General features: G+C 68.8%; 7 protein-coding genes. 1 reads left to right on the top strand and 6 read right to left on the bottom strand.

Annotated features, from left to right (window positions below; genetic code table 11):
- On the bottom strand, positions 1-765 hold a 765-nt coding region (locus A9W96_RS03535), incomplete at its 3' end, for a ParA family protein (protein ID WP_067137952.1).
- 287 nt (positions 766-1052) lie between these two features.
- Between A9W96_RS03535 and A9W96_RS03530 the strand changes: the two genes are divergently transcribed.
- Positions 1053-1805, top strand: coding sequence for an O-methyltransferase (locus A9W96_RS03530; RefSeq protein ID WP_067137950.1), 753 nt, complete (start codon positions 1053-1055; stop codon positions 1803-1805).
- 19 nt (positions 1806-1824) lie between these two features.
- Here the strand turns inward: A9W96_RS03530 and xerD are convergent, their stop codons facing one another.
- The 5 genes from xerD to steA form a co-directional block, all read right to left on the bottom strand.
- Entirely contained in the window at positions 1825-2766 is a 942-nt protein-coding gene (gene xerD / locus A9W96_RS03525; protein ID WP_067137948.1) for a site-specific tyrosine recombinase XerD, read from the bottom strand.
- The gene (locus tag A9W96_RS03520; protein WP_067021870.1) at positions 2763-3386 is read right to left on the bottom strand and encodes an NUDIX hydrolase; all 624 of its coding nucleotides are present in this window, start codon (positions 3384-3386) and stop codon (positions 2763-2765) included. The genes xerD and A9W96_RS03520 overlap by 4 nt, the downstream gene beginning before the upstream one ends.
- The gene (locus A9W96_RS03515) at positions 3379-5130 is read right to left on the bottom strand and encodes a CTP synthase (RefSeq protein ID WP_066878304.1); all 1752 of its coding nucleotides are present in this window, start codon (positions 5128-5130) and stop codon (positions 3379-3381) included. Before A9W96_RS03515 ends, A9W96_RS03520 begins: the two co-directional genes overlap by 8 nt.
- A gap of 121 nt (positions 5131-5251) precedes the next feature.
- Positions 5252-6196 (bottom strand): copper transporter, encoded by a 945-nt coding sequence (locus A9W96_RS03510; RefSeq protein WP_067137945.1) that lies wholly within the window; start codon positions 6194-6196, stop codon positions 5252-5254.
- Positions 6197-7112: putative cytokinetic ring protein SteA (steA, locus tag A9W96_RS03505; RefSeq protein WP_067137944.1), on the bottom strand; the 916-nt coding region annotated here is incomplete at its 5' end. It lies immediately after the preceding gene.

Below are 7112 nucleotides of genomic sequence, written 5' to 3'. Positions count from 1 at the left end.
GCTGGTCTCCGGGAATCGCACGGTCCGGGTGATGACGGTGTCGAACACCAGGTCACCGAACCGCTCCACCACGCGGGCCATCACCTCGCGGGAGTTGACCGTCCGCGGGTCGTACCGGGTGAGCAGGATCCCGCTGATCTCGAGCTTCGGGTTGAGCCGGTCGCGGACCTTGTCGACGGTGTCGGTCAGCAGCGCCAGGCCCCGCAGCGAGAAGTACTCGCACTCGGTGGGGATCACCACGCCGTCCGCGCAGGCCAGCCCGTTGACGGTGAGCAGGCCCAGCGACGGCTGGCAGTCGATCAGCACGTAGTCGTAGCGGTCCAGCACCGGGTGCAGCGCGCGGCCCAGGGTCTGCTCGCGACCCACCTCGTTGACCAGCTGGATCTCGGCGGCCGACAGGTCGATGTTGCTGGGCACCAGATCCATGTGCTTGACCCGGGTCTGCAGCAGCACGTCGTCGATGGACACCCGCGGCTCGACCAGGACGTTGTGGATGGTCTTGTCCAGCTCGTAGTGCGGGACGCCCAGGCCCGCGGACAGCGCGCCCTGCGGATCCATGTCCACCAGCAGCACCCGGCGGCCGTATTCGGCCAGCGCGGCGCCCAGATTGATGGTGGACGTGGTCTTCCCGACGCCGCCCTTCTGGTTGCACATGGCGACGACTTTGGCCGGGCCGTGCGAGGTGCGCGGCTGTGGCTCCGGGATCGCCCGCGGCGGCCGCCCGGTCAGGCCGAGCTCGACGCCGTTGTCCGGCTGCTCGGTCATGGCGGGGGTGTTCGGGAGGTGAACATCGTCGGAAAGTCTAACGGGTTCGGCGCGCGAAACCCGGCGACCCGCAGGCAATTAACCAGCCAATATGGGCAAAAATCGGTGGTAGAACGCACATCCCGACAGCCTATTCACTTCAGTCACAGGAGCACCAATTTCCGGGGGGTGATGCGACGTCGAAACGCGCTAGCACCGGCGCTAGCGCTGTCGCGGATGACCGATAGTCACCGCCGGCGGCCGCGAGGCCGGCCGGCCGACACCGCCACCGGCCTATGGTGGCGGCTATGAACCTGAAGCGACGGATACCTCTGCTGCGGTGGTCGGTCTGGCGCATGGCCGCCGGGAATCGCAACATCACCACCACGGGCCAGATCGGTGACGGGCGCGAGGCGGCCGCCGTCGAGTACGTGCTGCGCAACGCCCGGGCCGGCGACATCGACGACGTGCTGGCCACCATCGACAAGTTCGCCTACGACAAGTCACTGCTGATCAACGTCGGCGACGAGAAAGGGCAGCTGCTCGACGCCGCGGTGCGCCGCGCCGATCCCGCGCTCGCGCTCGAACTGGGCACCTACGTCGGCTACGGCGCCCTACGCATCGCCCGGGCCGCCCCGAAGGCCAAGGTGTTCTCCGTCGAGCTCGCCGAGGCCAACGCGGCCAACGCCCGACAGATCTGGGCCCACGCTGGGGTCGCCGACCGGGTGACGTGTGTGGTCGGCACCATCGGCGACGGTGGGCGCACCCTCGACGCGCTGGCCAACGAGCATGGATTTACTTCTGGCACCTTGGATTTCGTGTTCCTGGACCACGACAAGGACGCCTACCTGGACGACCTGAGGAGCATCCTGGACCGGGGCTGGTTGCATCCGGGGTCGATCGTGGTCGCCGACAACGTCCGGGTGCCGGGCGCACCGAAGTACCGGGAGTACATGCGCCAACAACAAGGCCAGCGGTTCAACACCGTCGAGCACAAGGCGCACCTCGAATATCAGACCCTGCTGTCCGACCTGGTGCTCGAGTCCGAGTATCTCGGCTGAGCGGCCCGGTGCGACAACGCTATTGGGCCCGGGGGTGGGCTTCGGCCCACACCTCGCGCAGCGCGTGCACCGTGACCATGGTGTAGATCTGCGTCGTCGTCACCGAGGCATGGCCCAGCAGCTCCTGCACGACGCGCACGTCGGCGCCGCCCTCGAGCAGGTGGGTGGCGAAGGAATGCCGCAGCATGTGCGGCGACACCCCGGAGGTGATCCCGGCGCGCGCGGCCGCGTCCTGCAGCACCTGCCACGCGCTCTGCCGCGACAACCGCCCGCCGCGCACGTTGAGAAAGATGCCCGGCGTTCCGCGCCCACGACGCGCCAGCTCCGAACGGCCCCGCACCAGATAGGCATCCAGCGCGGCGACCGCCGGACGCCCGATCGGCACCAGCCGCTGCTTGCCGCCCTTGCCGCGCAACAACACCGAGCGGGCGTGGGTGTCGACGTCGTCGACATCGAGGCCGACGGCCTCGGAGATCCGTGCGCCGGTGGAGTAGAGCAGTTCCAGCAGCGCCCGGTTCCGCAAAGTCAGCGGGCCGTCGGCCGGGCTCTCGCCGCCGGCGGCCTCCAGCAGCGCCAGAACCTGGTCTATCGTCAGGCTTTTGGGCAACCGGCGCCCCGGGGTGGGCGGGCGGACCGCGCGCGCCACGTCGAGTTCGGCGAGCCCTTCGGCGGCGGCGAACCGGTGCAGCCCGCGCACCGCGATCAGCGCTCGCGCCGCCGACACCGCGGACAGCGCGGCGGCCCCGGTGTCGGGATCGCCGCGGCGCAGCGCCACCAGGAATTCGCTGACGTCGTTCTCGCCCACCTTGGCCAGGTCGTGAATCCCCCGGTCCGACAGGTGTTTTGTGTAGCGGCGCAGGTCGCGGCTGTACGAGCTCAAGGTGTTGGCGGCGACGCCGCGCTCGATCGTGAGATGGTCAAGGTAGCCCTGTAACTGGGTGTCCAGCGCCACCGTGGTCATTGTGCGGCCTTGCGCGCGGCGAACGCCGTCGGCCTGTCGATCCACTCACTGTCCACCGGACGCGGCTGCGCAAATCCCTCGGTGACCGCGTGCGCGGCCAGAATCCCGGCAATGGCAATGGAATTCACCACCTCGCCGCTGAACACCAGCCGCGCCGCCTCGGCAATGGGAAACCAGCGCAGCGTCATGTCGGCTTCCTCGTGATGCGCCTCGGGCCGATCCACCTCGCTCAGCCCGGTGGCCAGGTAGATCCGCACCGATTCGTCGCTGAATCCGGGGGCGGAGTTCAGATCGGCCAGCACCTGCCAGGTGTCCGCCCGCAGGCCGGCCTCCTCCTGCAGTTCCCGGGCGGCCGTGTGCTGCGGCTCCTCACCCGCGACGTCCAGCAGCCCGGCGGGCAGCTCCCACAGCCGCCGCCCGAAGGCATGCCGGTATTGGTAGACCATGGCGATGTGGTTCTCGGCGTTCAGCGCCGCGATGGCGACCGCCCCGTAGTGCTCGACGACTTCACGCACCGCGATGGTGTCACCGGGCATCCGCACCCGGTCGCTGCGCAGCGCGAAAATCTTTCCGGTGTACAGCGTTTCGGATGACGCCGTGGAGAATTCGTGTTCAGCCACGGGTCGCGGGCTCAGGTATCGGCCGCGCGGCGCTGTCCCGGTGCTGGATGCCGTTCGACGACTGCTCCGGGATCTCCACCGGCAGCAGCTCGCCCGCCTTGTAGTCGATGGCCGCGCCGACGAAGGCCACGAACAGCGGGTGCGGCCGCGTGGGCCGGCTCTTGAGCTCCGGGTGCGCCTGGGTGCCGACGATGAACGGGTGCACGTCCGGCGGGTATTCGACGAACTCCACCAGATGGCCGTCCGGAGAGGTGCCGGAGAACTTCAGGCCACTCTCGGCGATCTTGTCGCGGTAGGCGTTGTTGACCTCGTAGCGGTGCCGGTGCCGCTCGGACACCTCCGTGGCGCCATAAGCCTGGGCCACAATGGATTCCGGCTCCAGTACCGCCGGGTAGGCACCCAGCCGCATGGTGCCGCCCAGGTCGGCCTCGCCGGCGACGATGTCGACCTGGTCGGCCATCGTCGAAATGACGGGATCGGGTGTCTCGGGGTCGAATTCGGCCGAGTTCGCCTCGGCCAGACCGGCCGATCGGGCCGCCTCGATCACGATGCATTGCAGGCCCAGGCACAGCCCCAGCACCGGCAGCCCGCGCGACCGTGCGTATCGAATGGCGCCGATCTTGCCCTCGATGCCACGGATGCCGAAGCCGCCGGGGATCAGCACGCCGTGCACGTCGCCCAGCGCCGACGCGGCGTCGGCCGCGCTCTCGCAGTCGTCGGAGGGCACCCACACCATCTCCACCTTGGCGTGGTGGGAGAACCCGCCCGCGCGCAGCGCCTCGGTCACCGAGAGGTAGGCGTCGGACAGGTCAACGTACTTGCCCACCAACGCGATTCGCACAGTCTCGTGCGGCTCGTGCACCCTGCGCAGCAGGTCGTCCCATTCGGTCCAGTCGACGTCGCGGAACGGCAGGCTCAGCCGGCGCACCACGTAGGCGTCGAGTTCCTCGCGGTGCAGCACCTTCGGAATGTCATAGATCGACGGCGCGTCCGGCGTGGAGATGACGCCGTCGATGTCGACGTCGCACATCAGCGCGATCTTGTTCTTCAGCGCCTCCGGGACGGGACGGTCGCAACGCAGGATCAGCGCGTCCGGGGTGATACCGATGCTGCGCAACGCGGCCACCGAGTGCTGGGTGGGCTTGGTCTTGAGTTCACCCGAGGGGGCCAGGTAGGGCACCAACGAGACGTGCAGGAAGAAGACGTTCTCCCGGCCGACATCGTGACGCACCTGCCGCGCGGCCTCCAGGAAGGGCTGCGACTCGATGTCGCCCACGGTGCCGCCGATCTCGGTGATCACCACGTCGGGCCGGTTGCCCTGGGCGTCGGGCTGGGCCATCGACATGATGCGCCCTTTGATCTCGTCGGTGATGTGCGGAATCACCTGGACGGTGTCGCCGAGGTATTCGCCGCGGCGCTCCTTGGCGATGACCGTCGAATACACCTGCCCGGTAGTGACATTCGCCGAACCGGACAGGTCGCGATCCAGGAACCGCTCGTAATGCCCGACGTCAAGGTCGGTTTCGGCGCCGTCCTCGGTGACGAAGACCTCGCCGTGCTGGAACGGGTTCATGGTGCCGGGGTCGACGTTGAGGTACGGATCGAGCTTTTGCATCGTCACGTACAACCCGCGGGCCGTCAGCAGCTGGCCAAGGCTGCTGGCGGTCAACCCCTTACCCAACGAGGAAGCGACGCCCCCGCTGACGAAGAGGTGCTTGGTGGCGGATTGCGGATGCTTTCGCACAGGCGACCTCCGTGAAGACGGGCAGGGCGTCAAAATTGTCTAGCGAATAACTAGATGGGCCTGCCGACCCACGGAAACCCACCCTAACATCCACCGCGCTGTGCCGCGGCTAACACGCCCGCTACTGAGGCACCGTGATCGACGTCGCCCCGTGGCCCGTGCCGTACTGCCCGGCGTGACCGCCGTTCAGCAGGTCGTGCAGGCCCAGGACCGCGGTGATGCGACCGGGCGCGGCGTCGACGTCGTCGACGGTGCTGATGGTCGAGTTCATCCCGGCGTCCGCGCGCGTCACCGCGACGGCGGCGCCGCCGGTCGCCGACCCGTCGCGCCCGGCCAGCAGGGTGCCCGAGCCGTGCGGGGCCAGTGCGGCCGAGAACCGGGCCACGCTGACGCCCTTGTTGCCGGCGTCCTGGGGTAGCGAGCCGCCCGTGACGACCAGCGCGGCGTTCGCCGCGCCCATGTGGTCGGTGGCCTGATAGGTGATGAAGCCGGTGTCGCGCAGCGCCGCCAGCACGGTGTTGCGCTGGACATCGTCCACGGCGGGCACCGCCGGGTTGGCGTTGGCCAGCAGCGCGATGCCCATCAAATCGCCCGCCTGCGAACCCTGGTCGACCAGCTTGGTGCTCAGCTGTTGGCCCGCGGGCAGCACCGAAGAGTTCACCACCGTCTGCAGCTTCTCCGCGGAGTTGGCCTCGACGAACTCATCGGTCAGCGACACCGTTCCGGTCACCGTCCCGCCGGCCTGACCGATGAACTTCGACACCGCCGCCACGTCGTCGTCCTTGGCGTCGGGGGTGCGGAACACCACCACCGACTTGCCGCCCAACGCGTCGTGCACCATCCGACCGGCCAGTTGGGTGTCGAAATTGTTTGCCGCGCTGAGCTTTTCGTTCAGTACATTCTTCTGGTCGTTGAGCCCGCTGATCTGGGTGGTCAGGTCCCGCTTCTCGTCGCGCAGGCTGGACAGCAAGGTGTCCGACAGGAAGCCGGAGCCCAGCACCACGCCCACCGCCAGCGCCAGGAAGACCGCGGCCAGCGACAGGGCGTGTTGACGCAAGGAGATCATCTAGGTGACCCACCTCTGCACCATCGCGCACACGTGGTTCCAGTAGTCGGTGACCCAGTGCAGCACCACGCCGTCGGTGCGCGACACCCACAGGGCGACGATGACGGCGATCAGCATGGTCAGCGCCAGCAGCGCGATGGCGCCCGCCGAGATGTGGTTGCGGTACAGGGTGGCCACGGCCTTGGCGTCCACCACCTTCTCCCCCACCCGCAGCCGGGTCAGGAAGGTCGACGGGTTGCTGTGCGCGCGGGTGCGGTCGAAGAACGTCTCGATGTTCGCGGTGTGGCCGGCCGTCACCAGCAGCGCGGCGCCGTGGTGGTCGGCCAGCAGCAGCGCCAGGTCGATCGCCGAGCCCGCGGCGGGGAACGTCATCGCCCCGACGCCGAGGTCCTGGATGCGCTCCAGCCCGGGCGCGTGCCCGTCGGCGTCGGCGGGCAACACGACCTGGGCCCCGCACTTGAGTGCGTCGGTGCTGATCTGGTCGGGGTCGCCGACGATCACCTGCGGGCGGTAGCCCGCCTTGCGCAGGACGTCCGCGCCGCTGCCGACGCCGATCAGCGCCGGCTGATACTCCTTGATGAACGGCTTGAGCGAGCGCAGGTCCTCCTCGGCGCTGGGCTCGTCGGCGACGATCACCACGTGCCGGCGGCGCAGGTCGACGTCGACGTCCGGGATGCCGATGCCGTCGATCAGCAGCGGGCTCTCGCTCTTGATGAACTCGATGGTGTTGCCAGCGAAGGCCTCCAGGTGCGCGGACAGTCCGCTCTTGGCCTCGCGCATCAGGTCGGCGATGTCGTGGTCGGTGCGCTCGGTGCCGCGGACCAGCCGGCGGTCGCCGGCGTACACCCCACCCTCGTGCAGGCGGATCTTGGCGCCGTCCTTGACCTTCTTGAAGATGTCCGGGCCGGCCTCGTCG

Source organism: Mycobacterium sp. 1245852.3 (assembly GCF_001669335.1).
Taxonomy (GTDB): domain Bacteria; phylum Actinomycetota; class Actinomycetes; order Mycobacteriales; family Mycobacteriaceae; genus Mycobacterium; species Mycobacterium europaeum_A.
This window is presented reverse-complemented; position numbering and strand designations above follow the sequence as displayed.